Origin of the sequence: Paenibacillus sp. FSL R10-2778 (assembly GCF_038593035.1) — a bacterium.
Classification (GTDB): domain Bacteria; phylum Bacillota; class Bacilli; order Paenibacillales; family Paenibacillaceae; genus Paenibacillus_AQ; species Paenibacillus_AQ odorifer.
In genome coordinates this window covers 5,808,478-5,832,241 of sequence record NZ_CP151956.1, presented here as the reverse complement: position 1 = coordinate 5,832,241, position 23,764 = coordinate 5,808,478, and the positions used below count along the sequence as shown (strand labels likewise).

Genomic DNA, 23,764 nt, shown 5'->3' with positions numbered 1-23,764 from the left:
AGTGAAGTATAAAGGGGGGGCGACGAGAGTTGATTAATCTAAAAGGGATAACAAAGATTTATGGAAAAGGGAGTAATGCGGCAACAGCACTTTCTGGATTGAATCTGTCCATCGAGAAAGGTGAAATATTCGGAGTCATCGGCCACTCTGGAGCCGGGAAAAGTACATTGATCCGTTGCATTAATCTGTTGGAACGTCCGACAGAAGGAGAGGTCTGGGTAGACGGTGTTGAGCTAACCAGTCTTAACCAAGGTCAGCTGCAGGAACAGCGGCGCAAGATTGGGATGATTTTTCAACATTTCAATTTGCTGTCTTCGGCGACCGTATACGATAATATTGCCTTTCCACTGCGCCTTGCAGGTACATCTAGAACAGCTATTGATACAAAAGTCAAAGACCTGCTCGCTCTAGTTGGGCTTGAAGAACATAAAGATAAGTTTCCTTCTCAGTTATCTGGAGGACAAAAGCAACGGGTCGGCATCGCCCGGGCACTAGCCAGTGACCCTGATGTGCTGCTGTGTGACGAGGCCACTTCTGCGCTCGATCCCCAGACAACGGACTCCATTCTTAAGCTGCTGCTCGATATTAATAAAAGATTCCATTTGACCATTGTGCTGATCACACATGAAATGCATGTAATCCAGAGCATCTGCGACCGTGTCGCGGTCATTCATGGTGGTGGGATTGTTGAGCAAGGCAAAGTTACAGAGGTATTTCTCAAGCCGCAGCATGAGGTTACACGCGATTTCATCCGCAGTGAGACACAGAATGAAGGACCTCTTCGAGTGGCGCTTGATGCTGCTGCCGGGGATAACTCTCAAGCTGTCAAAATTACTTTTTTCGGAGAAAAAACTTACGGCTCGGCACTATCCGATGTCGTGCGTGATACGGGTGTAAGCTTTGCAATCTTACATGGTACCATTTCAACGATTAAAGATGTGCCTTATGGACAGATGATTGTGCGGTTCGAAGGGCCAGCTGAGGCGATTGCTGTAACGATCTCCAGGCTAATTGCTCAAGGCCTTGATGTGGAGGTGATTTCGTAATGAATTTTGCAGATCTAAATTGGCAAGAAATGATGGATGCTACGGTTGCTACTATAAAAATGATATTTTTTTCCGGATTGTTCACAATTATTCTTGGTTTACCACTCGGAATTCTATTGTATTTATGGGGGAAATCGAATAGTATAGTAATCAGAGTAACTTACTCGGTCTTATCATTACTTGTAAATATTCTACGTTCCGTACCCTTTATCATTTTGATGGTGGCTCTAATTCCTTTCAGCAAAGCCGTTGTTGGAACCTCCATTGGTGTACTCGGTACGATTCCACCTCTGGTGATTGGTGCAGCTCCGTTTTTTGCCCGCTTGGTAGAGACGTCGTTAAGAGAGGTAGACCGCGGAGTCATCGAAGCCGCACAAGGTATGGGAGCATCGACGAACCAAATCGTTATGCGTGTTCTTTTGCCAGAAGCTCGTCCAGGTCTGCTCGCTGGAGTTACGATCACACTGGTTACACTGGTCTCCTATACAGCAATGGCTGGTATGGTTGGGGGCGGCGGATTAGGTGACTTGGCGATTCGTTACGGCTACCACCGCTATGAGACGGAGATTATGATTGTTTCTATAGTATTTATTGTCGTACTGGTGCAATTGCTACAAATGGCCGGTGACCGACTCGTAAAACATTACACACGGAAATAAGGTACATCCATATATATCCTTATTCAATACAAAATATAGATTAGAGGGGGATTTACAATGAAAAAAGTACTACTTACATTTTTTAGCCTGACACTGGTTGCGGTGCTTGCGGCTTGCGGTAACAACAATGCATCTAATAATGCTGGGAGCTCGGCTGCTACAACAGCACCAAACGCAGAAGCAACAAGTGAACCTACTAAAGATCCAGTGAAATTGGTTATTGGTGCCTCACCTGTTCCTCATGCTGAAATTTTGAAGGCTATTGCTCCATTGCTTGAAAAAGATGGAATTACACTTGAAATCAAAGAATTCACTGACTATATTCAACCTAACGTGCAGCTTGATGAGAAGGAGTTAGACGCTAACTTTTTCCAACACCAACCGTATCTGGATGACCAAAACAAAAATAATAAAACCGACCTGGTCTCTGTTGCATCCGTTCACGTTGAACCTTTTGGAGCTTATTCCAAAAAAATCAAATCAATCGATGAGTTGGCTGATGGTGCAAAAGTTGCCATTCCGAACGATGCTACTAACGGTGGCCGTGCACTAATCCTACTTGCAAAAAATGGTCTGATTACCTTGAAAGATGATACAAACATTGCTGCAACAAAAGCAGATATCACTGAAAACAAGAAAAATCTCGACATCATTGAGTTGGAAGCTGCTATGCTCCCACGTCAACTGGATGAGGTAGACCTTGCTTTGATCAACACGAACTTTGCACTAGACGCTGGTCTTGTGCCAACTAAAGATGCATTGTTCATCGAGGGTGTAGATTCCCCTTATGCTAACATTTTGGTAACCCGTCAAGACAATAAAGATTCCGAAGCCATCAAAAAGCTGGTTGCTGCCCTGAATTCTCCAGAAGCTAAAGCTTTCATTGAAGAAAAGTACGAAGGTGCGATCATTCCAGCGTTTTAAGGAATGAAGCTAAATTCGTCTATAGTCATAACAAGAACCCGCAGCCAAGTTGGCTTGCGGGTTTTATGTTCTAAGGTTGTGAGAGAATGTTAAATCCTCTATAATAAGAAAATCCCGATCTCCTATACAGGAGAATCGGGAGGGTTATTGAACGGGATTTAGAATACTTGAACTACTTCTTCAACGCCTTCTACTTCTTCAAGGAGGGCGCGTTCAATCCCGGCTTTCAAGGTGATCGTGGAGCTTGGGCAGCTGCCGCAGGCACCCATAAGTTTCAACTTAACGATGCCGTCTTCCACATCGACCAGTTCTACGTCACCGCCATCGCGCTGCAGGAACGGACGAAGCTTATCCAGCACTTCTAGTACTTCATCATACATTTCGGTGCTTTGTGCATTCTCACTCATTTCTCAATCACTCCTTTCGTAAGTTCATTATAGTACAAAAAGTTAAAAAATAAAATGGTTAGGCGGAATAGGGAGATCATCATGAGACCAATTATTGAATTTTGTTCCAGTAACATGGGTCACGGAACAGACAAGCTAATGCATAAGCTGGAGGAAAATCCAGATTATGATGTCATTGAATACGGATGTCTGAACAATTGTGGAGAGTGTTATTTAATGCCTTTCGCCATGGTTGAAGGTGACATTATTGCAGCAGACACTGTTGCAGAGCTAGAAGAGAAAATTGAGGCCAAGATCAAAGAGCTTGAGGCTTGGTTTAATATAGATCTTGACTAAATTTCTCGAGAAAAAAAGAGGGAGCACTCCATAATCTAAATTATGGAGTGCTCCCTCTTTTTGGAACCTTACTTGAACAAAATCCACCAATTTGATCGATTAGGCAACATATTGGAGAGTGCAGGGGCTACCGTGAAGGTGCCACCGGACTCAGGCGACCTTATATTGAGTGTTTTCCTACATTTGGATTGCTATCGGACCCCATAGTCACTATTCACCTGAAAAACAGCATAAATGAACCTCATTATAAGCAATAACTTCACTGGAGTCCGAAACTCTCCTTCAAAGGCTGAAAATTTGCGAATAAGGTCATCTGAGTCCGAAGGGTATACGCACCAATAACGTAAGGAAGCTACTCTCGTGTTTATCTGAGAGTAGCTTCCTTTAATAATTATGAACCATCATAGGCTTATCCTAAAGTGCGTTTCGACATCCAGAGCACTCCGCTCTTGAGGATGCGGGGAACCCGTCCTTTGACGGAGCGTTGTCCCATAAGTCCGAATCCTGCTTTTTTTCCTAGTGACCCTAAAGTACCCTTCAGGCGAATAGGATGAAGCTTGGGAGTCTCACTGCGCCAGGTCGCTTGGATAACCTGAGCTACCTGCTCACCCTGTGCTCCAGCGGCTTGTGCGCTTGGTGCGAATGGCAGACTGGCACAGTCGCCAATCACATATACCTCCGGATAATCCGGTATACGATAATACTCATCCAGCATAATCCGTCCACCGCGGTCCTTCGACACATTCAAATCTTGAACTACTTTTACAGGTTGAATCCCTGCGGTCCATACTGTCACATCTGAAAGGATTTCCTCGGTACCGTTAAAAATCGAATCCTTCTCTACATGAGATACAGAGATTCGTCCCAGCGTTTGCACCTGATGGTGATGAAACCATTCCTCTACGTACTGTGACAGCTTTGCCGGAAAGGCAGACAAAACACGTTCACCGCGATCCAGAATAGCGATGTTAAGGTCTGGACGGCTTTCCCGAAGCTCTGCGGCTAATTCAACACCGCTCAATCCTCCACCTACGATGTTTATCGTTCCGTAAGGCTTCACATCATTTAAACGGCGGTAGGTTTCCCGAGTACCAGCAAAGGTCTGGATGCTGCAGGTATATTGATCAGCACCAGGGATGTTGTGGTAATTGTCGGTACATCCAAGAGCAATGGCTAGGAGATCATAAGATACAATCTCACCGGACTCCATACTGACTATTTTGCTCTCCAAATCAATGGAACTCACTTCACCGTACCGGACAGTAAGCCGGGGGTGAACCGGAAAATGAATGCGCAGGTGATAATCAGTTACGGTACCTGCGGCGAGCGCATAATATTCCGTTTTGATTCCTTGATAAGGCATTCGGTCAATTAAGATAATTTCAACATCATGAGGAAGATGATTATTGAGTAATTCTTGAATTAAGGCTAGGCCGCCGTAGCCACCGCCAAGAACGAGTATTGTTCTCATGCTGACCGAACTTCCTTTCCAATATGGGATAACAAATCTCAGGTAGTCTTCTTATTCGTATACCTTAACTTCATTATAGAAAGTGTCACGTTCGACAGGAATTCGTCCAGCACCTTTCACTAGCCAGATCAATTCGTCGCGAGTCAGACCTTCCGGTGTTAAGGCGCCAGCCGCGTGGCTGATACGTTCTTTTAGAATTGTGCCATGCACATCTGATGCACCGAAGTTCAGCGCGACTTGAGTAAGCTGAGGGCCAATGTTAATGAAGTACGCTTTGATGTGATCGAAATTGTCCAACATCAATCTGCTGATCGCAATGGTCTTCAGATCCTCATAAGCAGAGTTGCGGCGCATGATGCCAGCGTTTTTATTCTTAGGCTGCATGGACAATGGAATGAATACCATAAAGCCATTGGTTTCGTCCTGCAAATCACGGATTTGCATCATATGGCGGATACGGTCTTCATGAGATTCAATGGAGCCGTACAGCATAGTGGTATGGGTCTTCATCCCAAGCTGATGTGCTGTCCGATGGACTTCCAGATATTCTTCCACATTAGCTTTGTCTACACGCATTTTTTTACGATATTGGTCGGATAATATCTCTGCGCCACCACCGGTGAGTGTTTTAAGTCCAGCAGCACGCAATTGTTCCAGTACCTCACGAATACTCAAACCGCTAATACGGGTGAAAAAATCAATTTCAGCCGCAGTGTAGGCTTTTAAGGTAACCTCAGGGAAACGTTCGTTCAAAGCTTTTAAAGAATCCACATAATAGTGGAAGGGAACCTTGTCGTTATGGCCACCAACAATGTGGAATTCGCGTACGCCTGGGTGGATATGCTGTTCGACATATTGCACCATTTCCTGACCGGATAGGGTATAGGCTCCCTCTTCTCCATCATCTTTGCGGAAATTGCAGAATGCACAGTGCGATTCGCAAACATTGGTGAAATATAGACTCATGTTTTCGATAAAATATACCCGGTTGTGATTCTTGGCGATATTGACTTCATTCGCTAGCTGGCCAATGGTAAGTAAATCGTTGCTTTGATATAAATAAACGCCATCTTCCAAATTCAATCTTTCGCCGCTGCGAACCTTATCAATAATGTTCGCCATTCGGGCATCCGTGTGGGGGGTAAAAAGAGTAGACATATTATGATTTCCTCCTGAAAGTTTACGAGCAGATTGCTCGAAGATAAATTCCAGACGTACCCAAGTGGTAGCTGTTCATTCTAAAAAAGAAAGAGGCGAGCTTGCCTCCGTGACAAATTTCCGAATTTTTACTTAGAGTGCCTTCCCTATTATAAACCTACTCTCCTAAGGGTATCAACAGCTTGATATTGATGGTGTTTTTTGCTGTGAAGGGTCATGCCTAAGGCAGTTGTGACTTGAGGGTAACGGAATAGTCGGTTATACTGAATTTATCAAGCATAAACGTCATTGGCATCCTTATAAAGTTGATAAGCGTTTAAGCGAGAAATATAAGACATAAAGAATAGGTGCAACACTTATACTATCTTATATTTTTATGAAATAACTTTTGGCCGGAAGGTCCCTTAAACATAAGTTTCCGCTTATGAAGGGAGACGAATTTGTAGGAGGATGAGATCATGATTAATATTAGTGAAAAGGCAGCAGAACAATTAAAGGCGATGCTTGCTGAACAAGAAGTACCGAACATGTTCCTCCGTATTGGAGTAACGCCCGGCGGTTGCAGTGGATTCTCGTACGCTATGGGCTTTGATGATAATGAAACCGATCAGGACGTATATATGGACATTCAAGACATGAAAGTGGTTGTGGAGAAGGAGAACCTTCGTTACCTGGACGGTCTCGAAATCGACTTTGAAGAATCCGGCATGACGGGTGGTTTCACCATCAACAACCCTAACGCTACTGCAACTTGCGGCTGCGGTTCAAGCTTCCGGACAGCTACGGATGCAGGGAAACCTAACGAAGAGCCTTGCTAATCACAGCAATCACGGCTCCAAGCCCCGTGTTGGATTCTAACAACACAGGCTTGGAGTTTTTTTTATTCTCAATGACAAAAATCATCACAAGGAGTTCGGAAATGGAAATCAGAAAATTAAAAGCTGGTGAACAGCCTCCATTAGAATTACTTCTATTAGCAGATCCTTCGGAGAGCTTAGTTAACGGATATTTACAAAGAGGGTTATGTTGTGTGGCTGAGGTGGATAACAGCATCATCGGAGTCTACGTTGTGCTGCAGACAAGACCGGAGACTGTAGAGATTGTTAATATCGCCGTCGACGAAAATAAACACGGGCAAGGTATAGGAAAACAGCTGCTGAACCATGCGATTCAGAATGCCAAGCTGCTTGGAGCAAAAACCATTGAAATTGGCACAGGTAATTCGAGTGTTGAACAATTGGCACTTTATCAGAAATGTGGATTCAGAATCACCGGCATTGATAGAGATTTTTTTATTAGGCATTACAGTGAAGAAATCTTTGAAAATGGGATTCAAGTCATAGATATGATACGCCTGTCGCTGGATTTATGAGTAATAGGGGAGTTTCTCAGAAGCCATTTAATGACCGCTGGGGTAGCTCTTTATTCTTTTACATAGGAAGCAAACGATAAATCGCTAACCATGTATCACGAACGATATATCGCTAACCATGTATCGCAAGCCATGTATCGGACACAGATGACCCTAAACGCCACATTTTCCCATATTTGTGGTGCCGACGGACCGCATTGCCGCTATTGCTATGAAAATCAGTAAATATGAAACTCTTTCTAAGCGATAGTGTCACTGGAGTCCGAAACCACGCCTCAAAGGTTGAAAATCTGCAAATAACGTCATCTGGGTCCGAAATGCTCATGGTTAACGACACTGTTGAAGCAGATAGCTATTGTTTAAAAACACAGAGCAGCGATTCTCCACATAACTGGAGAATCGCTGCTCTGTGTTTTTTTTTGCGAGGGTCGGACCGTCTGTGCATAGAAGTAAGCTGTTTATAGGCAGTCCCCTGCGTACATTAGGCTGGAATAATAAACTTGTAATTAATCATAAATACGATGAGCGCTGCAGCTCCAAGGGAGAAGGCGATACAGCCCGTACCCAGTGCTCTGCGTTTGTCTTTAATAAATTTAAAGCCAATGGCGCAGATCAGTATAGTCGTTCCAGCCAATACAATGGACATCCCAAGCATAGCTACCCAATATAAAACCTCAAAAAACTGTGCCATTCTGAGCCCTCCCCGCGCTGTGCTTTTTAGTGATTCTGTTAGTACTCACTATAATAGTAGAAATTGAAAATGTAACCGCTATTAATAATACAACGATTTTGAAGATTATTCTAGTTATAGTGAACTCATCCATTAAGATATTGATGTCGAATTTATTGAGAACTGAATCTACAAAATCCGCGGTTGTACCCTGTCGCTGTCGACTGATACTGTGCTAAACACTAAGCCCTTTTTGCTAAGAGCGGCATCTTACACGGACAATCATACAAGAGGGCGAGACCTTCTCTGAGTAATGTATAGGGTAGGCTGGATTGTGAAGGGAGGGAAAGGACGATGGCAGGAAGACAATTGGCCAGTAAGTGGCTGAAGACAGAAGCGTTGCTGACCGACGCTCGGGTTGCACCCTATATCCCAATGACGAGGGGGTACAGGGCAGAAACGCTCCTGGCAATGCTTCGTAGATATGGAAATGTTGTCATTAAACCTATTGTGGGTGGCGGAGGTTACGGTGTAATCAAAGTTTTTCGGGATAGTCGCGGTTATGGATTCACCTATATGGACAGAACTCGAATTTACAAGGATTTTGGAACCATGAGACGTGCGCTTAATACTGTGAAGGCAAGACGCAGATATTTGATTCAACAAGGGATTTCCCTTGCAAGAATCGGTGGACGGCCTATTGATTATCGGGTCAAAGTAGTTAAGAATGGTGAGGTTTGGGAATTTCGCTCCATGGTAGGGAGATTGGCTCGGCCAGGTCTGTTCGTAACCAATCTTTGTAAAGGGGGAACGATGCTATCATGTCGTGAAGGACTTCGTAGATCGTTGCCGCGGATTAAAGCTTCAGCGAAGAAAGCAGAAATGCGGAGACTAACCCATGTATGTATCGGAATTATGGAACGGCATTTTCCGGGAATAGGTGAGCTGGGCTTTGATTATGCTGTAGATTATTCGGGGAAAATATGGATTTTGGAGGTTAATACAAGACCTCAATAAATTAACAATTATTTTAAGAATTGACGATAATAGAGTAGTAAGATAAAATTGCGTTTAGTTGCGTTCTTTTGGGGTAAATAACATTGTAATTTATTTACAATAAAAATATATTTTTAGCTGTATACAAGTGGTTCAATCCTGTGTATAACTATTATCCCCATAGTCCACTGTGTAGCTAGTACCTTTATAACGCTTACACACATTTTATACACAGGATTTCCACATGTACTTGTGGATAACGCGAACGCTTGTTCGAAAAATGATAGTTTGATATGATAGATTCAGATCCAAATAAAGGAAAGGTAGATGAAGTTTATGGTTGAATTGTCGGATGAGATGCTGCTTGACTCTTACCATAGAGCAATAGAGCTGCAACTAGAGCATGATTTCATCGCTCTTCTACTCGTTGAAATTCGCAAACGAAACTTACACTCTCCAGTACATGCGGTTCTTCATTAAAAAGCGCAAAGGATAACTTTGTAGCAGGCTACATATATAAAACCGCGAGGCACAAACAAACATAAAAGGGTATCCTCACAGGCTGTTATCAACAGGTCTGTAAGAATACCCTTTTTTATTGTGTTAATAGATTTAGAGTTTCATATTACTGCTGTGACCCGGTGAAAGCTTCGCTTCTGGATCAATGTACACCTTAGCATTATTCACAGCCGTTGGAGCTTCACCAAATCCTACAGCAATCAGCTTCAGCTTGCCAGGATAAGTTGTGATATCGCCGGCAGCAAAAATGCCTGGAATACTTGTTTCCATACGCGAGTCAACAACAATGGAGTTCCCCTCAATATCAATACCCCATTCGGCAATAGGACCTAGGGAAGAGATGAATCCGAAGTTAACAATAACGCTGTCCACTTCAATTTCTTGAGTTTCTTTGGTCTTGATATTTGACAATGTAACCTTGGTAATGAACTCATCACCATGCAGCTCTGTAATTTCAGTAGGAGTAACTACGTTAACCTTGGAAGCCATCAGGTTCTCAACGCTATGTTCATGCGCACGGAATTTATCCCGGCGGTGAATCAGGGTTACCTGTTCAGCGATGGGTTCCAGCATGAGCGCCCAGTCAACTGCAGAGTCACCGCCACCGCTGATCAGAACTTTTTTATCTTTAAAGGCATTTAGATCATTTACAAAATAATGGAGGTTTGCTTTTTCAAAACGTCCAGCGTTGGGTAATTCCAAACGACGAGGTTCAAATGCACCTACACCAGCTGTAATGATGATCGCCTTACTGTGGTATTCGGCTACATCGGTTGTAACCACAAAATGACGTTCGTCCCGTTTTTGAACAGAAATCACTTTCTCCTCCAGCCGGATATTGGATTGGAACATATCCATTTGCCGAGACAGGTTGTCGACCAATTCTTGTGCTGTTACTTTTGGAAAACCTGCCACATCATAAATGTATTTTTCTGGATAAAGGGCAGCAAGTTGTCCCCCCAATTGGGGCATACTTTCAATAAGGGTTACTGATGCCTGACGCATTCCGCCGTAAAATGCGGCAAACATGCCAGCTGGCCCGCCACCTATGATTAAAAGGTCGCTCATAGGAACGCTGGATTGCTCTTGGGTCACGGGATATTACACCTCCGAGTTGATATATTCATTTTGCCATACTTGTGTACCTACTTATTATAATCATTGTGACACATACCTGCAAAGAAAGACTTTAGAAGTCAATAAAAGTGTGACGTTTTTTAGTATTTTAATGTTTGATTAATGCTACACTAAGGTTTACAATGGATATGGTCAATTTAGAAATGCTTCAAGTTTGATTGGAATTTCTTCTAAATATAAGTGTATAAATTCACAAAAAGGACCGTACATTGTTTCAATAAAAAATACAAAGACAGATTTACCTCTTGGAAGGAGCCGGAACATGAGTAGTATTCCCAAAATCGTTATCTTAGGCGCGGGCTATGGGGGTATTTTGACCGCACAGCGCTTGCAGAAGGCTTTGAATTATAATGAAGCGGATGTCACGCTTGTAAACCGTCACGAGTACCACTATTTTACTACCCATCTACATATGCCTGCGGCGGGTACGGACAGTATTGAACACACTCGGGTGTCCATTTCGAAACTAATCGATGAATTCAAGATCGACCTCGTGAAGTCATCTGTTCAGGAAATTCGTACTCAGCAGAAAAAGATTATTTTGGAGGATGGTACCCTATCGTACGATTATCTTGTCATTGCTTTAGGTGGAGAGCCTGAAACATTTGGTATTCCTGGACTTGATAAATACGCACTGACAATCCGGAGCATCAATTCCGTTCGTTTAATTCGCGAGCATATTGAATATCAATTCGCTAAGTACAAGAACGAGAACAATGCTCAGGAGCATATTAATTTTGTTGTCGGTGGTGCCGGCTTTAGCGGTATCGAATTTGTAGCTGAATTAGCTGACCGTATCCCTGGACTGTGTAAAGAATATGACGTTGATCCAAGTATGGTTAATATATATAACGTAGAGGCTGCTCCGACAGCACTGCCTGGTTTTGCTCCTGAGCTTGTCGAGTATGCGATGGACTTGCTCACCAAAAAGGGAGTTACCTTCAAGATGGGTGTTGCGATCAAGGAGTGTCTGCCAAACGGGGTAATTCTGGCATCAGGCGAAGAAATCAAAGCCTCCACAATTATTTGGACAGGCGGAATCCGTGGCAATCGTCTTATTGAGGCTGCCGGATTTGAAGCTATGCGTGGGCGCGTGAAGGTAGATGAATATCTACGTGCACCGGGCCAAGAGAATATCTTCATTATTGGTGATGGCTCCCTTATGATTAATCCGGAAGGACGCCCTTACCCGCCAACCGCTCAAATTGCTATGCAGCAGGGTGAATGCTGTGCGCATAATTTGGTGGCGGCAATCCGCAATCAACAGCCGAAGAAATTCGCATTCAGCAATAAAGGAACCGTAGCTTCCCTAGGCAAAGGCCAAGGAATCGCTGTAGTAGGCAGCAAAACTTACAAGGGCTGGACTGCAGCTCAGTTGAAAAAAGTTGTAGATATGCGCTACTTGTTCATTATCGGCGGAATTCCGCTGGTTCTGAAAAAAGGAAGATTCTTATAAGATGCGCCATTGCAGCGTACAGGTACGCGGACTGCTGACTCGTGAAGAATTGGACCGTTATAACGGACTGATAGAGGTTGGATCTTATCTGGAGGATCAGAACCAGTATGATCTGGCTTATATCGTTCAGAAGGAAATTGATCTGCTCATTCTCCCTGGTATCGAACGCCTGAAGGATAAAGGGCGCGCTCGGGATCGGGCCACGGCTGAATATCTGGAAAGTTTACGTGAAGATGATGAGGATAACGAAGACGAGGATCCAGGAACTTCGGTGTCTTAATCTAATAATATGGCAGTTAAAAAGGGTGTGTCTCCATGCGAACTGGAGACACACCCTTTTTTTGTTGTTACAGCTTGAGCATTTCTTCAAAAGATTCTTCAGTCAGCAGATTGCCGACATAAAAAGGTCCGAATTCGCCGTAGCGGGCACTTACTTCGTCAAAACGCATTTCGTATACCAGCTTTTTGAATTGCAGTGCATCTTCAGCGAACAGAGTCACGCCCCATTCCCAGTCATCAAAACCGACGGAGCCGGTAATAATTTGCTTCACTTTACCTGCATATGAACGTCCAATTAACCCGTGTGAAGCCATGAGCTCCCGGCGTGTGTCCATATCAAGCATGTACCAGTTATCGGCAAGCTCGCGTTTTTTGTTCATAGGATAGAAACAGATGTGTTTCGCTTGCGGTAAAATAGGCTTTAGACGTGCGGCAACATGCGGATTCTGCATAGGGTCGCTGCCGTCGCTGCCACTGCCACCAGCAGCGTAGTTGCTTAATTCAACAATACTTACATATGAATAAGCTTTGGTTGTATATTGAGCAAAAGCGATTTTGTTAAAGGCGGTCTCAAGCTGGTTCAAAGCTTCTAGGCTTTCGCGCAAAAACATCATTACAAAATCGGCCTTTTGGCCCACTATGGAGTATACTGCGGTGCTGCCTTCTTTAGCTTCCTCAACAGGGCTCCATTCCTGCATAAAAGCATGTAGTTCTTCCAGGGCAACGGCACGTTCTTCATCATCTGCTGCCGTCCAAGCGGTCCAGTTCAGAGAGCGGAAGTCATGCAGTGCATACCAGCCTTCCAGTGTCAAAGCGGCTTCGATCATGATCTCACTCCTTAAAAGTTTTACGAAGCATAAGCCTCGCTGAAATAACATCGCGTAAAACTTGCTTCGAAAGCATACGCTTAGTTTTACGAAGCATAAGCCTCGTTGAAATAACATCGCGTAAAACTTGCTTCGAAAGCATACGCTTAGTTTTACGAAGCATAAGCCTCGCCCAAAATAACATCGCGTAAAACTCGCAATTGAAGCATAAACTTAGTCTTACGAAGCATCTGCTTCATAGGCTATGTATGATCTGATTAATCTACTTGCATTGTATCGCAATCAAGCCGCCAAGAGCAAACGGAGGCATCCTGTAAGTGTGCGAATTAGTGCGTGAATTTGAATAAAGTTCATTGCTTCGTGACATTTTTTCTAGTAAACTTACTACTAGCTTGTAAAAGATGTGCGCTTCTTTATAGAAAGGGGTGGAGACGGTAAGATGGGATTTATTCCAGTGTTTATCCTAGCCGTTTTATTCTTTGTGATGATGTTTGGTATCGGCTTTATTCTTAACATGTTAATGAAGACAACCTGGTTTCCCGCTTATCTATTCGTACTTATTATTCTACCCGTCGTAATCTATTCTATTTGGGATAGAAACGCGATGTCGCTCTGGGAGCATCTCTCCAGTTTCCACTTTGTTGATTATCTTACAGGTGTCGCTGGTCTTGCAGGTGCTATACTTAGTGGATGGACCATTCAAAAGCTGCGCTTTGGCGGTTACAAGATGTTTTAAAGATTTGAAAGAGCCTATGTTATGAATCAGTCTTATATTTCTGCGAGAAACGGGATACCTTCCTCTTTAGAGGACGGCGAAGCCGTTTCTTCTTGTTTAATAGAGGTAGATATTCGTAAGAAGAAGTTGATTATATTGCGAAAAGAGTCGAAATTGGGATTTTATTTACATTTTCGCTATGTTAATTTGTGATAGAATAGAATCCTGTATGAATTCGTGTAAACAAGGGGGTATCCGTAGATGCGGATGAGTAACTTACATCATTTCACCGAACATCATCGGTACTGCGTTTCCCGCGAATTTGGTCTTAGTGTTATAGATGGACGTATGCTTAGCTCTGTATATCAACCTATGGTAGGAGCCTTTGCAATCAGTTTCTATCGCTTGCTGGTTGAACATGTGCCAGCAGATAGCATTGGCTATTCTGGAGTGGAGCAACAGCGCAGGCTATTTATGACTTTGGGTGTTGAACCCAATGAGAAAGGCCGCAAATATTTAATTGATCAGGCTTCCCGGTTAGAAGCAGTGGGTCTGTTGCAGACCTGTCGAATCTATGTGCCGGAAACAGATGATTATTTATATGAATATGAGCTAATGCCGCCGCTATCGCCAGCCGACTTTTTTGCCACTCAGCATTTAACCTTGCTGTTACGTGATAAAATTGGCAAATTTGCTGTGCTGTCCTTACGGGAACAGTTCTGGAATCGCGAGCCGGAAGAGTGGAGTCGCAGATCTATAGGCAAAGAGAATATTTCCGTGCCTTTTTATGATATTTTTCAACTTAATACACATGTCATTGATTATGAGCTGGAGCAAGCTTTGGCAGAGGTAGCCTCTGTTCGACAGCCCGGCACGCTTGAATCCGGAGAGCAGGCAATCGGATATAGTGACATTATTTTGCGTTTTCCACGGGAGTCTGTGAATCGGGCTCATGTAGAAAAACTGCGCTTTGACCATACTCAAATGGGCGTAATTAACTATGTTGCTCATAAATACGAACTGAGTCCGCAGGATTTATGTCGTTTGCTGGATGAGGATGGAGTGTTCTCACCGGAGGGCGAGGTCATGCTGGATGCGTTGCAATATAAAGCGAGCCAACATTTCAGGCAAGATATGAAACGACAGGAAAAACGTGAAATTGCAGCTGCGAAAGTTGTTTCTATCCGGTCCAGTGCGACCGAAGAGAATGATGATTCTATAGCACCACCAGAGCAATCTGTTGAGATGGAGTTTTATGTAGAAGTACCGCCACAATTTTTGTCCAAGTGTGACATTCACCAATATAATATGATGCTGCGGAACGAACCTTATACAAGACTGCTACAAACCTTTTTCCCGGGTGCAGTACCCAGCCATCTGATGGATATGTTCGAGAAAATAGATCTGAACTATAAGCTGAGCGGTGAAGTAATTAATGTACTCATTCATTATTTAATGACTATGGTAGCCTCGGGTGGAGAACAGCGGATGAACCGCAATTTTGTAGAGGCTATCGCCTCCAATATGCTGGTTAAACAAGTGAACACCTACGAGAAGGCTGTAAGATATATTAGAGATCAGTCCAAAGTAAAGGGCAAGGGGACAACGGCTAATACGGCTGGAGGAACACGATCACGTTCTTATGCCAAAAATACAGGCCGATCCAATAAACCGGAAATTCCGATTGTGCTGGATGATGGAAGTGCCGGAACAGTATCGGAAGAGGAATTCGCGGCGATGATGAAGAAAGCGGCAGAAATTAAAGCCAGTAAGAAAAAAGGCGTATCGCAAACGCCTTAATGAAAGAGAGGTGGAACAATGGAGTCAATGGGCGATGTACTTCGTTCGATCAACAATCCAACTCTACGGCAGCGTCAACGCGATCTTGAACAGGGGTTATTCAATCATCCACTTGTGAAGGCATTACAGTCCGAACATCCTGAACTGGACGAATCACGACTGCGGCTTCATATGAGTCGCCTGTATCAATATGTAGAGGAAAGCCGAAACTGTGCGAACTGCCCAGGACTAGAGAAGTGTCCAAATGATTTTCCTGGCCATTATAGTAAACTAACGGTAGAAACTGTGAATGGTTCAGTGGATCTATATGAACGCAAGACGGCATGCCGGCTTAAAGTGGCACAAGATAATCAGGATAACATCCACAAACGTATTCGTAGCTTTTATGTGGACGAGCGTGTACTTAACGGCGGTTATGATGAGATAGATATTATGGGCAAAGACCCGCGCCGGGTCTCGGCTGTGAATAAAATATTTGATTATATCACGAATGTTAAAGAGGAAGGCCTGACTTCACGCGGCATTTATTTACATGGCTCTTTCGGAACAGGCAAAACTTTTTTGATGTGTTATTTACTGCATGAGCTTGCTGTTGCTGGATATACCGGAGTGATCGTATACATGCCAGACTTTATAGAGGACTTGAAATCGATCATGATGGATGGCCAGAAGATGAAGGAAACTGTTGATACGATGAAAAACTGCGATTTACTTATTTTTGATGACATTGGTGCGGAAAATTTGAATCCTTGGGCTCGTGATCATGTACTTGGGGCGATCTTGAATTATCGGATGAACCGCAAACCAACCTTCTACACCTCGAATTATCCGTTGGATGGCTTGGAGAAACATCTTAGCTTTACGAGCAAAGATGGTGAAGAGGTCTATAAAGGCCAACGACTAATGGATCGCATTGCTCCTTTTGTGGATGTTCTTCCACTGCATGGGGAAAATCAAAGAGGGGCCAATAGATAAGCCTGGAATATTCATAATGTAAAATTCAAAAGAGCAGTGATCCCCCTTTTATTGGAGGATCGCTGCTCTTCGTTTTTTTAGTTATTCGAACTCAAACGCCGCTTTCTCCCTGCTACGAAGCAGGATCTCCTTAAGTCCTGATTGTTTTTCACTTGTTCAAACACACTTTCGGGTTGCAGCATCTGGCGGGCATACTGAATCTGATCGATAATTAAGGAAAGTCTCCCTAAAAATGAACTGATTCGTCAGCGAAAACAGATATTCTCCCGATTATTAGGGAGGAATTCCCTGATTCCGTTGATTTATAGCAAATATCGGCTATAATCAGGGAGGTTTTCCCTCATTATTCTCAAAAAAAGAAGCTGCCCCATAAGTAGCATTCACTACTTTTGAGACAGCTTCTTTTTATTGTGCGATGATTCCTTTACTCCGAGAGAATAAACTTAAGGATGACCATTCCGAAAAAGACAACCGTCATAAACGTGGTCATTCCGAAAAATCCGGTCATTAAATCCCCAAGATCATTGCGGGGTTCTTCGTTGATATGTTCTCGTGGGTCCCGTACTTGCGCGTTAACATCCATAGTTTCTGCCTCCTTACAGGGACAAAGCCCTGTATTATTAGATGCAAATTGACATTTGTTTATGAAATAAGTCATTGACAATTAATGCGCTTTCTTTAAGTATACCGAAATGCTGGGGAGGTTGTAAAGAAAAGAGTACGCAAAAAAAATACATTGAAGGCAATATAATTGCGAGTGATATTTCACATATCCCATAAAGATATGTTATACTTGTAATGTGTCGGTAAGTGGTAATTTGGTTATCATATTACATGAAACAATTTATTAACTCATATTTCGGAGCAGCTTCCATGAACTAAGCTTTGGCTTAAGATGTGCGTAATGCTTCGCAAAACTTAAAGGAGGAACAATATCATGGCTATCGTGAACGTGTCTGACCAATCCTTCAGTAACGAAGTGGAAGGTCAAGGTACTGTAGTAGTAGACTTCTGGGCTCCTTGGTGTGGTCCTTGTAAAATGCTCGCTCCAATCTTGGATGAATTGTCCACAGAGCTCGGAGACGATGTGAAAATTGCAAAATTGAATGTGGATGAGAATCCGGAAACGGCTTCCCGTTTTGGTGTTATGAGTATCCCAACTCTGATCTTCTTCAAAGATGGTCAACCGGTAGATAAAGTTGTGGGACTGAACTCCAAAGAATCCCTGAAAAATATCGTAGCAAAACATCAATAATTGATAGATGCTACTGTTCGGGCCTCGGCCCTGCCACTCAGCGCCTTCGGTTCATTCCGGAGGCGTTTTGTGTGCTGAATGCCAACTAATCATGGGTCCAATTTAGCTGGAGGGGATCATTTTGGACAATATCCGCAATAAACTGGCACTACTACCCGATCTGCCTGGCTGCTATCTGATGAAGAATCAGGAAGGCACTATTATTTATGTGGGCAAAGCGAAGGTACTTAAGAATCGGGTGCGGTCTTATTTTACAGGCAGTCATAATGGTAAAACGCAGCGGCTTGTCGCTAATATTGCTGATTTCGAATATATCGTTACGTCCAGTAACATGGAAGCGCTCATTCTAGAGTGTAATCTGATTAAGAAACATATGCCGCGTTATAATGTGCTTTTGAAAGACGACAAGACGTTTCCTTATATAAAAATAACGAATGAAACTCACCCGCGCCTTGAGGTTACACGCCGGGTGATTAAAGATAAAGCAAAATATTTTGGCCCTTATCCTAATGCTTATGCTGCTCAGCAGACAAAAAAGCTCCTAGATCGTATGTACCCGCTTCGTAAATGCGGCGTGATGCCAAAGGAGGTCTGTCTTTACTATCACATGGGCCAGTGTTTGGCACCGTGTGAGAAGGAGGTTCAGAAATCCGAGTATGAGCAGATTACGCAGGACATCGCTGCTTTTCTAGGCGGAGGTCATGAGGCGGTCAAAAAGGATTTACAGCAAAAAATGCAGGAAGCTGCTGAGGAATTATATTTTGAGCGGGCGAAGGAACTGCGGGATCAGATTATCCATATCGATGCATTAATGGAGAAGCAGAAGATCAACACTACAGATACTAAGGACCGGGATGTATTTGGTTATGCTGTAGACAAGGGATGGATGTGTGTACAGATTCTGTACATGAGACAAGGGAAGATGATTCAGCGCCATTCCTCCGTGTTCCCGTTCTATGGTGAAGCCTACAGTGACTTTATGTCTTATGTGACGCAGTATTATAGTGATAATCCCGCTTTGCCGCAGGAGATCCTGCTGCCGGATGTGCTCGATGAGGAGTCTCTGGCTAATAAAGAGACTAAACCCGAGATCGCCATAGCTGCTCCAGCAGAAGCGGATTTACAACAGGGTGAAGATACTCCTGAATCGGCTGAAGAGGCTGAGGCACGTGCGACGGCGGCGGAGGAAGCTGCGGCAGCAGGGATCGTGGATGCCGCTGGCGGCGCCTCCATTCTGCAGGAGTGGCTGGGCATTAAGGTGCTTGTGCCACAACGCGGTCTTAAGAAGCAGATGGTTGGCATGGCTTGTCAAAATGCAAGAGTGGCTATCGACGAGAAATTCCGGCTGATTGAACGGGATGAAGAGCGTACCTCTGGAGCAGCGATCAGCTTAGGCGAGAGCTTGGGGCTTGAACGCTTGAGCCGTATTGAGGCGTTCGATAACTCGAACATTCAGGGGACTAATCCGGTCTCAGCGATGGTTGTCTTCATTGATGGCAAGCCTGCACGAAAAGAGTACCGTAAATATAAGGTTCGTACGGTGGTGGGTGCGGATGATTATGGAACGATGCGCGAGGTCATTCGGCGGCGATATGAGCGGGTATTGAAGGAGAATCTTCCGATACCGGATCTTATCGTGGTCGATGGAGGGAAAGGGCAAATCTCCTCTGCTATTGATATTCTGGAGAATGAGCTGGGATTATTCATTCCGGTCTGCGGCCTTGTTAAGGATGATAAGCATAAGACGGCTCAGCTTTTGGTTGGAGATCCGCCAGAGCCTGTCGCGCTAGCCCGGGACAGTCAGGAATTTTACCTTTTGCAGCGGATTCAGGATGAGGTCCATAGGTTCGCGATCACCTTCCACCGTGAACAGCGCGGGAAGTCCATGGTTACCTCCAAGCTGGACTCTATACCTGGTATAGGTGAGAAGCGCCGTAAAGCGCTGCTAAAGCATTTCGGATCGCTTAAGAAAATTAAAGAAGCCTCCGTGGATGATTTCCGTACACTTTCTATTGGAGAAAAGCTGGCAAAACAAATTCTTGATGCGCTCAAGGATGAAGAGCCAACCTCATAGCAATGGTGACAAAAGAAAAAGGGTATCAAAGCAGCGACTAAAACGGCTTTGATGCCCTTTTTTAATTTCATTACGTCTTCACATTAGTTTAAATCAAAGAAGAAGGCTCCACCGGCTTAGGCTTCTGTGGTGGATTAAATCGATAGACGATGTAAGCGACTATGAACGGCATAATAATCGCGAAGATACCCGCGCCTACATTTACGCTCTCCTTCATAAAGATCAGCGTAGCGCCCATCAGGATGCTGTCAAACACGACGTGGCTGAACATGACAGCAATAAACCCGTAACGAAGGAAAATATAGCTGAACAGCAGCCCGATTACAGTCAGCTCAATGGGACGGGAGCTGATGGGATAGATCGGATATAACGTATGGCCAAACGCCCAAACCAGCGTGGTGATCAAGCAAGCGATAAAAGTGTTCCGGAACACCTTTTTCAGCATAGGAATTCCGAAAAAGCGATAAATGGCTTCCTCAGATAAACCAGCGAGCCATGCGACGATAGGCAGAAGCCAAGCATATCTCATGTTATAAGGAGATTGGGTGGCGTCTGTAGTAGACCAATTGTGCAAGGTAAACGATAATATGATGAACATAACCGTCTGCACCCCTAGCAGAACGAAAGCCCAGATGTATCCAGCCCGGATACTGTCCAACACATATTGTCCGTAGCCGGGCTCTTTGGCGCGGGGCCAAGGGTTCATGCCTTCCTCTTTTCGCCATAGGCCATTGCCGCCCACTAAAGAGAAGTAGAGCAAGGAGGACATCAGCAGGCTGTACAAAGCATAAATGATAAACATAATGACAGAGGTAATCTGTGCTTCTAGCCCTTCGCCCGTTGATTCAGGAAGCATATTATAGGTGCTGATCATCATGATTACAAAATAGGCTGAGCTTAGGAATACTCCACGTTTAAAGGAAGTATGCTCTCTTCTAAGAATACTGTAGACGAGTGCCAGAATTCCTAAAATCAGTGTGGGTATACCGTAACCGAATAATGTTAGCTTTTCCGCTAAAGAGGTCTGTCCTTGTACGTAGGAGGTATGCCAAGCCGGTGCAGTGAATCCGGCATTAAAGCTGGATACCTGCTCTCCACTGAAATCAAAATAATAGTGCAATAAGGATTCGCCGACCTGAACAGTACTATCCGTATACACTAGCCCATGGCTTCCTGTATTCGATTCAATTTGTAGCTTGGCAGGATTTACTTCCCATTCCTGAAGCCAAGGACGAGCAAGATTCTCCTTCTGCGCTAGAGTGAGGTCAGCTCCCTTGTCCTCTTTTGCACCAACGGAAGCGATGCCTAACCCCTCTTCGGAGGTAACTTTTGCAGCCTTTGAGAAAGCGACAATCTTACCGGTATACATATTGAGGTCAACGATGATTTGCGGCTCTTGCTCCGCTGAAGGAGTAAGCGTTGCCCGAAAGACATCAAAAGGATATTTTTGATCCAATTTTTTCTTGGTGTAGTCCTCCACAAGCTTCTCGCGAGACATATAGCCATAAAAGGAAGAGTCCGTCTGGTAAAGTACATTCCATTGATCGTTTGGTGCTTCGGTGTAGTTGAGCTTTTGTTCTGCAAATAATATGGCTTGGTCACGGGCTTCTGCCTTGCTAATGACGGTGGTATCTTCACCTGTAGGGCTACTAAGCAGTGAAGGGGAAATCTGAAACATAATAAATAGAATAAGACCGATAATGCCCGAGATGATGAGCCTCTTGGAGAGGGCACGTTGCTGTAAGGGCTGGCCGACGGGATTCATGTAACGCCTCCTTGTTATGTACTGACAATGTTATGTTCCATTATAGTATTAGTGCCTGGTTGGTTACAAAAAACATTATATGTTCTTTTTATGGGTAATAGAGATAGTATAGAATAGTCATGTGAATTTATACCATGAATTTTATCGTGTTCATTTCTGCACGAATGATGAGAATCGGTGTAATTGCAGGGAAAACACGGAAAAGTGATGAGAAAAGGCACTCCTTTTGATGCAGTCTCTTTAAACCGCATTTTTTCATGTGAATGAGCATTAATTGTGTCTTTGTGAATTCACTAAATAACGTATATAATTTGTATGCAATTGTATAGTAGCCGAATTTCTGGTGAAAACGGGGGAACCATAAGAAGTGATGAAAAGTGGAGTGTACACGATAAATGGCACTTTCATCAGGGGTGAATTTCGTTCTGGGAACGAATAGGGCAGCCTGCACAGTCCGAATCCGACAGCTAACCTCGTAGGCTAATTTACTGCAGGAACCAAGTCAGCATTGGTTTTCCAGTGCTTTTTTTGTTGGAATTTTTGATAAGAAGGTGAGCAAAGTGGCTTCACAGTTTCGCAGGATTTCTGAATTTAAGTTTCTGAAGCTCTCGCCGCCGCAGATACTGGTGCTTGGTTTTGCATCGATCATTCTGATAGGGGCCCTGCTGCTTATGCTGCCCATCTCAAGCACAAGCGGGAATTCCGTGGAATTTATTGATGCATTATTTACTTCAACGTCGGCAACCTGTGTTACAGGGCTTGTTGTGCTGGATACCGGAACTTCGTTCACGATTTTTGGGAAAACCGTAATTATGATTCTGATCCAGATCGGCGGCTTAGGTTTTATGACCATGGCCACTCTATTTTCACTGGTGTTAAAGCGTAAAATATCTTTGCGGGACAGGCTAATCCTACAGGAAGCCATGAATCAAGGCTCTATGGAAGGAATTGTGCGACTGATCCGGAGAGTCCTCATATATTCTCTTGTCATAGAAGGCTGTGCCGCTGTGCTGCTGTCTATTCGCTGGGCTTTTGATATGCCGTTGGGAAAAGCGATTTATTATGGCATATTTCATGCGGTGTCTATGTTTAATAATGCGGGGTTCGATATTTTTGGGGATTTTCGCAGTTTAACTGATTATGTATATGATCCGCTTGTGAATATTATTGTGATGTTTCTGATTGTCTCCGGCGGGATTGGTTTTATTGTAATGTCAGATCTGGTGGAGTTTCGGGTAACCCGCAGGCTGTCTCTACATAGTAAAGTTGTCCTGTCCACCAGTACAGGGCTGATTCTGATCGGAGCTTTGGTTATTTTTATATTTGAGTTTACTAACACTCGTACCCTGGGTTCACTGAATTTCGGCGGTAAAATATTATCGGCCTTCTTTCAATCCGTGTCTCCCCGTACGGCTGGCGCGAACACAGTAGATATTGCTGGACTTCGGCAGGCTACACAATTTTTTATAGTGATTCTTATGTTTATTGGTGCTTCTCCGGGCTCAACGGGCGGGGGGATTAAGACAACAACCTTTACGATGATGATTGGTGCTGTAATTGCTATGCTGCGTGGACGGGAAGATGTTGTGTTGTTCCGTTATCGGCTGGCTCAGGAGCGCATCTACAAGGCATTAACGATCACGCTGCTGGCTTTGTTGTTAATCGCCTCTGTGTCGATGATACTCTCCACAACTGAAGACAGTAATTTCTTGGCAATCTTGTTTGAGACGACCTCCGCCTTTGCTACGGTAGGACTGACTATGGGGCTAACTCCGGAACTGTCAGCGATCGGTAAGATTCTACTCTGTCTGACGATGTTTGCAGGTCGGCTAGGTCCACTAACCTTAGCGTATGCACTCGGTCCCAAACAGGGTAAACCACTGTATAAGTATCCGGAAGGTAAAATAATTATTGGATAGGAGT

The 23,764-nt window shown here is 44.0% G+C and carries 24 protein-coding genes and 1 riboswitch; of the genes, 16 read left to right on the top strand and 8 right to left on the bottom strand.

Translation table 11 applies throughout. From position 1 onward, the window contains the following. Nucleotides 1-29: 29 nt before the first annotated feature. The 3 genes from NST40_RS26155 to NST40_RS26145 are packed head-to-tail and all read left to right on the top strand — an operon-like array spanning nucleotide 30 to nucleotide 2,629. Complete coding sequence (locus NST40_RS26155; RefSeq protein ID WP_076218128.1) at nucleotides 30-1,046, top strand: methionine ABC transporter ATP-binding protein; 1,017 nt, start codon at nucleotides 30-32, stop codon at nucleotides 1,044-1,046. Beyond that, entirely contained in the window at nucleotides 1,046-1,705 is a 660-nt protein-coding gene (locus NST40_RS26150; RefSeq protein WP_076218129.1) for a methionine ABC transporter permease, read from the top strand. Before NST40_RS26155 ends, NST40_RS26150 begins: the two co-directional genes overlap by 1 nt. Nucleotides 1,706-1,762: 57 nt before the next feature. Continuing rightward, complete coding sequence (locus NST40_RS26145) at nucleotides 1,763-2,629, top strand: MetQ/NlpA family ABC transporter substrate-binding protein (RefSeq protein WP_036685252.1); 867 nt, start codon at nucleotides 1,763-1,765, stop codon at nucleotides 2,627-2,629. 158 nt (nucleotides 2,630-2,787) lie between these two features. Here NST40_RS26145 and NST40_RS26140 read toward each other — a convergent pair whose 3' ends face one another. Continuing rightward, a complete protein-coding gene (locus NST40_RS26140; protein WP_036685249.1) occupies nucleotides 2,788-3,036 on the bottom strand; it encodes a NifU family protein in 249 nt (82 codons plus the stop codon). 81 nt (nucleotides 3,037-3,117) lie between these two features. Between NST40_RS26140 and NST40_RS26135 the strand changes: the two genes are divergently transcribed. Next, nucleotides 3,118-3,372, top strand: a complete 255-nt coding sequence (locus tag NST40_RS26135; protein WP_036685247.1) for a YuzB family protein — start codon at nucleotides 3,118-3,120, stop codon at nucleotides 3,370-3,372. 409 nt (nucleotides 3,373-3,781) lie between these two features. Here the strand turns inward: NST40_RS26135 and NST40_RS26130 are convergent, their stop codons facing one another. Both NST40_RS26130 and mqnE read right to left on the bottom strand, forming a co-directional pair. Next, on the bottom strand, nucleotides 3,782-4,843 hold the full coding sequence (locus NST40_RS26130) for an FAD-dependent oxidoreductase (RefSeq protein ID WP_076277563.1): 1,062 nt from the start codon (nucleotides 4,841-4,843) through the stop codon (nucleotides 3,782-3,784). A gap of 51 nt (nucleotides 4,844-4,894) precedes the next feature. Further along, the gene (mqnE, locus tag NST40_RS26125; RefSeq protein WP_076277564.1) at nucleotides 4,895-6,001 is read right to left on the bottom strand and encodes an aminofutalosine synthase MqnE; all 1,107 of its coding nucleotides are present in this window, start codon (nucleotides 5,999-6,001) and stop codon (nucleotides 4,895-4,897) included. Between the two features lie 458 nt (nucleotides 6,002-6,459). Here mqnE and NST40_RS26120 point away from each other — a divergent pair, with 458 nt between their 5' ends. Together NST40_RS26120 and NST40_RS26115 are read left to right on the top strand one after the other, a co-directional pair. Beyond that, on the top strand, nucleotides 6,460-6,819 hold the full coding sequence (locus NST40_RS26120; RefSeq protein ID WP_036685235.1) for an iron-sulfur cluster assembly accessory protein: 360 nt from the start codon (nucleotides 6,460-6,462) through the stop codon (nucleotides 6,817-6,819). A 101-nt stretch (nucleotides 6,820-6,920) separates the two neighbouring features. Beyond that, nucleotides 6,921-7,373, top strand: coding sequence for a GNAT family N-acetyltransferase (locus NST40_RS26115; protein ID WP_076218130.1), 453 nt, complete (start codon nucleotides 6,921-6,923; stop codon nucleotides 7,371-7,373). Between the two features lie 481 nt (nucleotides 7,374-7,854). Here the strand turns inward: NST40_RS26115 and NST40_RS26110 are convergent, their stop codons facing one another. Further along, the gene (locus NST40_RS26110; protein WP_036685233.1) at nucleotides 7,855-8,064 is read right to left on the bottom strand and encodes a hypothetical protein; all 210 of its coding nucleotides are present in this window, start codon (nucleotides 8,062-8,064) and stop codon (nucleotides 7,855-7,857) included. A gap of 333 nt (nucleotides 8,065-8,397) precedes the next feature. Between NST40_RS26110 and NST40_RS26105 the strand changes: the two genes are divergently transcribed. After that, complete coding sequence (locus NST40_RS26105; RefSeq protein WP_076218131.1) at nucleotides 8,398-9,060, top strand: YheC/YheD family protein; 663 nt, start codon at nucleotides 8,398-8,400, stop codon at nucleotides 9,058-9,060. Between the two features lie 315 nt (nucleotides 9,061-9,375). Further along, nucleotides 9,376-9,519 carry a sporulation histidine kinase inhibitor Sda gene (gene sda / locus NST40_RS26100; protein WP_036685584.1) on the top strand — a complete coding sequence of 48 codons (144 nt, stop codon included), beginning with the start codon at nucleotides 9,376-9,378 and terminating at the stop codon, nucleotides 9,517-9,519. A gap of 132 nt (nucleotides 9,520-9,651) precedes the next feature. On the opposite strand, the gene NST40_RS26095 is transcribed toward sda, so the two are convergent. Further along, a complete protein-coding gene (locus NST40_RS26095; protein ID WP_076128050.1) occupies nucleotides 9,652-10,626 on the bottom strand; it encodes an NAD(P)/FAD-dependent oxidoreductase in 975 nt (324 codons plus the stop codon). A gap of 331 nt (nucleotides 10,627-10,957) precedes the next feature. Between NST40_RS26095 and NST40_RS26090 the strand changes: the two genes are divergently transcribed. Continuing rightward, nucleotides 10,958-12,151, top strand: coding sequence for an NAD(P)/FAD-dependent oxidoreductase (locus NST40_RS26090; protein WP_036685230.1), 1,194 nt, complete (start codon nucleotides 10,958-10,960; stop codon nucleotides 12,149-12,151). A 1-nt stretch (nucleotide 12,152) separates the two neighbouring features. Further along, nucleotides 12,153-12,431, top strand: coding sequence for a hypothetical protein (locus NST40_RS26085; protein WP_076218133.1), 279 nt, complete (start codon nucleotides 12,153-12,155; stop codon nucleotides 12,429-12,431). A 67-nt stretch (nucleotides 12,432-12,498) separates the two neighbouring features. On the opposite strand, the gene hemQ is transcribed toward NST40_RS26085, so the two are convergent. Further along, entirely contained in the window at nucleotides 12,499-13,257 is a 759-nt protein-coding gene (gene hemQ, locus NST40_RS26080; protein WP_342410134.1) for a hydrogen peroxide-dependent heme synthase, read from the bottom strand. 439 nt (nucleotides 13,258-13,696) lie between these two features. Here hemQ and NST40_RS26075 point away from each other — a divergent pair, with 439 nt between their 5' ends. The 3 genes from NST40_RS26075 to dnaI all read left to right on the top strand — a co-directional run bounded on the left by NST40_RS26075 (nucleotide 13,697) and on the right by dnaI (nucleotide 16,747). Continuing rightward, nucleotides 13,697-13,993: a YuiB family protein gene (locus NST40_RS26075; RefSeq protein ID WP_036685224.1), complete on the top strand. Its 297-nt coding sequence runs from the start codon at nucleotides 13,697-13,699 to the stop codon at nucleotides 13,991-13,993. Nucleotides 13,994-14,233: 240 nt separating this feature from the next. Next, complete coding sequence (locus NST40_RS26070; RefSeq protein ID WP_076184760.1) at nucleotides 14,234-15,772, top strand: DnaD domain protein; 1,539 nt, start codon at nucleotides 14,234-14,236, stop codon at nucleotides 15,770-15,772. 18 nt (nucleotides 15,773-15,790) lie between these two features. Next, the gene (dnaI, locus tag NST40_RS26065) at nucleotides 15,791-16,747 is read left to right on the top strand and encodes a primosomal protein DnaI (protein WP_342410133.1); all 957 of its coding nucleotides are present in this window, start codon (nucleotides 15,791-15,793) and stop codon (nucleotides 16,745-16,747) included. 424 nt (nucleotides 16,748-17,171) lie between these two features. Here dnaI and NST40_RS26060 read toward each other — a convergent pair whose 3' ends face one another. Then, complete coding sequence (locus NST40_RS26060) at nucleotides 17,172-17,330, bottom strand: YqzM family protein (protein ID WP_094902239.1); 159 nt, start codon at nucleotides 17,328-17,330, stop codon at nucleotides 17,172-17,174. A 354-nt stretch (nucleotides 17,331-17,684) separates the two neighbouring features. Between NST40_RS26060 and trxA the strand changes: the two genes are divergently transcribed. Both trxA and uvrC read left to right on the top strand, forming a co-directional pair. Next, nucleotides 17,685-18,002 carry a thioredoxin gene (trxA, locus tag NST40_RS26055; protein ID WP_036679814.1) on the top strand — a complete coding sequence of 106 codons (318 nt, stop codon included), beginning with the start codon at nucleotides 17,685-17,687 and terminating at the stop codon, nucleotides 18,000-18,002. Nucleotides 18,003-18,123: 121 nt separating this feature from the next. Next, entirely contained in the window at nucleotides 18,124-20,076 is a 1,953-nt protein-coding gene (uvrC, locus tag NST40_RS26050) for an excinuclease ABC subunit UvrC (protein ID WP_282580007.1), read from the top strand. Between the two features lie 88 nt (nucleotides 20,077-20,164). Here uvrC and NST40_RS26045 read toward each other — a convergent pair whose 3' ends face one another. Further along, nucleotides 20,165-21,841, bottom strand: a complete 1,677-nt coding sequence (locus NST40_RS26045) for a CPBP family intramembrane glutamic endopeptidase (RefSeq protein ID WP_342410132.1) — start codon at nucleotides 21,839-21,841, stop codon at nucleotides 20,165-20,167. Between the two features lie 320 nt (nucleotides 21,842-22,161). Continuing rightward, a riboswitch (cyclic di-AMP (ydaO/yuaA leader) is annotated at nucleotides 22,162-22,337 on the top strand. Between the two features lie 64 nt (nucleotides 22,338-22,401). Here NST40_RS26045 and NST40_RS26040 point away from each other — a divergent pair. Further along, nucleotides 22,402-23,760 (top strand): TrkH family potassium uptake protein, encoded by a 1,359-nt coding sequence (locus NST40_RS26040; RefSeq protein WP_249267754.1) that lies wholly within the window; start codon nucleotides 22,402-22,404, stop codon nucleotides 23,758-23,760. Nucleotides 23,761-23,764 lie beyond the last annotated feature (4 nt).

Excerpts from the sequence above, each read along its gene's own strand:
- NST40_RS26110 (WP_036685233.1), bottom strand. The coding sequence starts at position 8,064 with ATGGCACAGTTTTTTGAGGTTTTATATTGGGTAGCTATGCTTGGGATG.
- NST40_RS26090 (WP_036685230.1), top strand. The coding sequence starts at position 10,958 with ATGAGTAGTATTCCCAAAATCGTTATCTTAGGCGCGGGCTATGGGGGT.
- hemQ (WP_342410134.1), bottom strand. The coding sequence starts at position 13,257 with ATGATCGAAGCCGCTTTGACACTGGAAGGCTGGTATGCACTGCATGAC.
- sda (WP_036685584.1), top strand. The coding sequence starts at position 9,376 with ATGGTTGAATTGTCGGATGAGATGCTGCTTGACTCTTACCATAGAGCA.
- NST40_RS26130 (WP_076277563.1), bottom strand. The coding sequence starts at position 4,843 with ATGAGAACAATACTCGTTCTTGGCGGTGGCTACGGCGGCCTAGCCTTA.
- NST40_RS26105 (WP_076218131.1), top strand. The coding sequence starts at position 8,398 with ATGGCAGGAAGACAATTGGCCAGTAAGTGGCTGAAGACAGAAGCGTTG.
- NST40_RS26085 (WP_076218133.1), top strand. The coding sequence starts at position 12,153 with ATGCGCCATTGCAGCGTACAGGTACGCGGACTGCTGACTCGTGAAGAA.
- dnaI (WP_342410133.1), top strand. The coding sequence starts at position 15,791 with ATGGAGTCAATGGGCGATGTACTTCGTTCGATCAACAATCCAACTCTA.
- NST40_RS26135 (WP_036685247.1), top strand. The coding sequence starts at position 3,118 with ATGAGACCAATTATTGAATTTTGTTCCAGTAACATGGGTCACGGAACA.
- NST40_RS26075 (WP_036685224.1), top strand. The coding sequence starts at position 13,697 with ATGGGATTTATTCCAGTGTTTATCCTAGCCGTTTTATTCTTTGTGATG.
- NST40_RS26060 (WP_094902239.1), bottom strand. The coding sequence starts at position 17,330 with ATGGATGTTAACGCGCAAGTACGGGACCCACGAGAACATATCAACGAA.
- mqnE (WP_076277564.1), bottom strand. The coding sequence starts at position 6,001 with ATGTCTACTCTTTTTACCCCCCACACGGATGCCCGAATGGCGAACATT.
- NST40_RS26095 (WP_076128050.1), bottom strand. The coding sequence starts at position 10,626 with ATGAGCGACCTTTTAATCATAGGTGGCGGGCCAGCTGGCATGTTTGCC.
- NST40_RS26145 (WP_036685252.1), top strand. The coding sequence starts at position 1,763 with ATGAAAAAAGTACTACTTACATTTTTTAGCCTGACACTGGTTGCGGTG.
- NST40_RS26115 (WP_076218130.1), top strand. The coding sequence starts at position 6,921 with ATGGAAATCAGAAAATTAAAAGCTGGTGAACAGCCTCCATTAGAATTA.
- NST40_RS26070 (WP_076184760.1), top strand. The coding sequence starts at position 14,234 with ATGCGGATGAGTAACTTACATCATTTCACCGAACATCATCGGTACTGC.
- trxA (WP_036679814.1), top strand. The coding sequence starts at position 17,685 with ATGGCTATCGTGAACGTGTCTGACCAATCCTTCAGTAACGAAGTGGAA.
- NST40_RS26140 (WP_036685249.1), bottom strand. The coding sequence starts at position 3,036 with ATGAGTGAGAATGCACAAAGCACCGAAATGTATGATGAAGTACTAGAA.
- NST40_RS26120 (WP_036685235.1), top strand. The coding sequence starts at position 6,460 with ATGATTAATATTAGTGAAAAGGCAGCAGAACAATTAAAGGCGATGCTT.
- NST40_RS26045 (WP_342410132.1), bottom strand. The coding sequence starts at position 21,841 with ATGAATCCCGTCGGCCAGCCCTTACAGCAACGTGCCCTCTCCAAGAGG.
- NST40_RS26150 (WP_076218129.1), top strand. The coding sequence starts at position 1,046 with ATGAATTTTGCAGATCTAAATTGGCAAGAAATGATGGATGCTACGGTT.